This is a genomic window from Natronococcus sp. JC468 (assembly GCF_012163165.1).
GTDB classification, from domain to species: domain Archaea; phylum Halobacteriota; class Halobacteria; order Halobacteriales; family Natrialbaceae; genus Natronococcus; species Natronococcus jeotgali.
This window is the reverse complement of record NZ_JAAVUO010000092.1, coordinates 1-1,582: the sequence shown is the minus strand read 5'-3', so window position 1 is coordinate 1,582 and position 1,582 is coordinate 1. Positions and strand designations below refer to the sequence as shown.

The window sequence follows — 1,582 nt, the reverse complement described above, 5'->3', positions numbered from 1 at the left end:
CTCGAAGAGGTCGTCGTGGATCGCGTAGTCGGCGATGTCCATGATCGGGGCGTTGGGATCGGTGTTGATCGCGACGATCGTCTCCGAGCCCTTCATGCCGGCGACGTGCTGGACGGCGCCCGAAATGCCGATCGCGATGTAGACGTCGGGCGTGACGACCTTGCCCGACTGGCCGACCTGGCGGTTCTTGGGCAGCCAGCCGTTGTCGACGATCGGCCGCGACGACGAGACCGTCGCGTCCAGCGCGTCGGCCAGCTCCTCGATGATCTCGAGGTTCTCCTCTTCCTCAATCCCGCGCCCGACCGAGACGAGCACGTCGGCCTCGCTGATGTCGACGTCGCCGCCGCCGACCTCCTCGAAGCCCGTCACCGTCGAGCGAACGGCGTCCTCGTCGATCTCGGCGTGGAACTCCCGGATCTCGGCGTCGCCGGTGCCGTCGGCGCCGGGCCACTCGGCCCCGCGGATGGTGACGACTGCGTTGCCCGTCAGCTCATTGGTTGTCTCTACCTTCCCGCCGAACATCTCCCGGGTCGCGGTCAGGGTGTCGCCGTCGGCCTCGAGACCGACCGTGTCGGTGACGATCGGCAGGGAAAGCGCGTTCGCGACCGCGGGGGCGTAGTCGAGCCCGTTGACGCTGTTCGGTGCGACGACGTACTGCGGGGCGAGGTCGTCGTAGAGCTGGGTGATGACCTGCGCGTAGACGTCGTGGTTGAACTCCTCGCCGTATTCGACGGTGTGGACGACGTCGACGCCCTCCCTGTCGAGCTTGGTGGCGAAGTCCTCGACTGGACCGCTGATGACCGCGACGTGGAGCTCGCCGCCGGTCTCGTCGGCCAGCTGGCGGCCTGCGGTGACGACCTCGTAGCTGACGTCGCGCAGTTCGCCGCGGCGGTGGTCCGCGACCGCGAGGATATCCGTCATCGGCTCTCACCTCCAGTGAGAGCGATGATCTCGTCGCGCGCAGTGCGTGCGACGGCGGTCATGGCGCCACCCCCTTCTCGCGGAGCAGTTCACCGAGTTCCGCGGCGGTCTCCTCGGCGCTGCCCTCCCAGACGGTGACGTCGCTCTCGCTTTCGGGCTCGTACATGTCCGTCACGGTCACCGCGCCCTCGACGGCGCCCTCGTCGACGCCGAGGTCGTCCAGCGCGTGGACGTCGAGTTCCTTGCGCTGGGCCTGGCGGATGCCCCGCAGGCTGGCGTAGCGGGGCTCGTTGATCCCCGTCTGGATCGTCAGTGCCGCGGGGAGCTCGATCTCGGTCAGCTCCTCGACCCCGCCCTCGAGTTCGCGCCGGACCGAGGCGACGCCGTCCTCGAGGTCGTGCTCGAGGTGGTTGACGACGGCACCCCACTCGATTCCGAGGTCGGCGGCCAGGGAGACGCCGGTACCGCCCCAGTTGTCGTCGCCCGACTGGACACCCGTCAGCACGAGGTCGGGCTCCTCGCGGTCAACGACTGCCCGGAGGATCTCGGTTTTCGCGCCGACGTCGAGCAGGTCGACGTCCTCAAGGGCGTCGTCCCAGACGCGGATCGCGCGGTCGGCGCCCTTGGCGAGGGCCTGCCGGATCGTCTGCTCGCAGTCCTC

At 69.0% G+C, this 1,582-nt stretch carries 2 protein-coding genes; both read right to left on the bottom strand.

Annotated elements, in window-relative coordinates; genetic code table 11:
* A partial coding sequence (locus GWG54_RS20475) for an electron transfer flavoprotein subunit alpha/FixB family protein (RefSeq protein ID WP_167939473.1) occupies nucleotides 1-921 on the bottom strand: 921 nt, incomplete at its 3' end.
* A 58-nt stretch (nucleotides 922-979) separates the two neighbouring features.
* A partial coding sequence (locus GWG54_RS20470) for an electron transfer flavoprotein subunit beta/FixA family protein (RefSeq protein ID WP_167939472.1) occupies nucleotides 980-1,582 on the bottom strand: 603 nt, incomplete at its 5' end.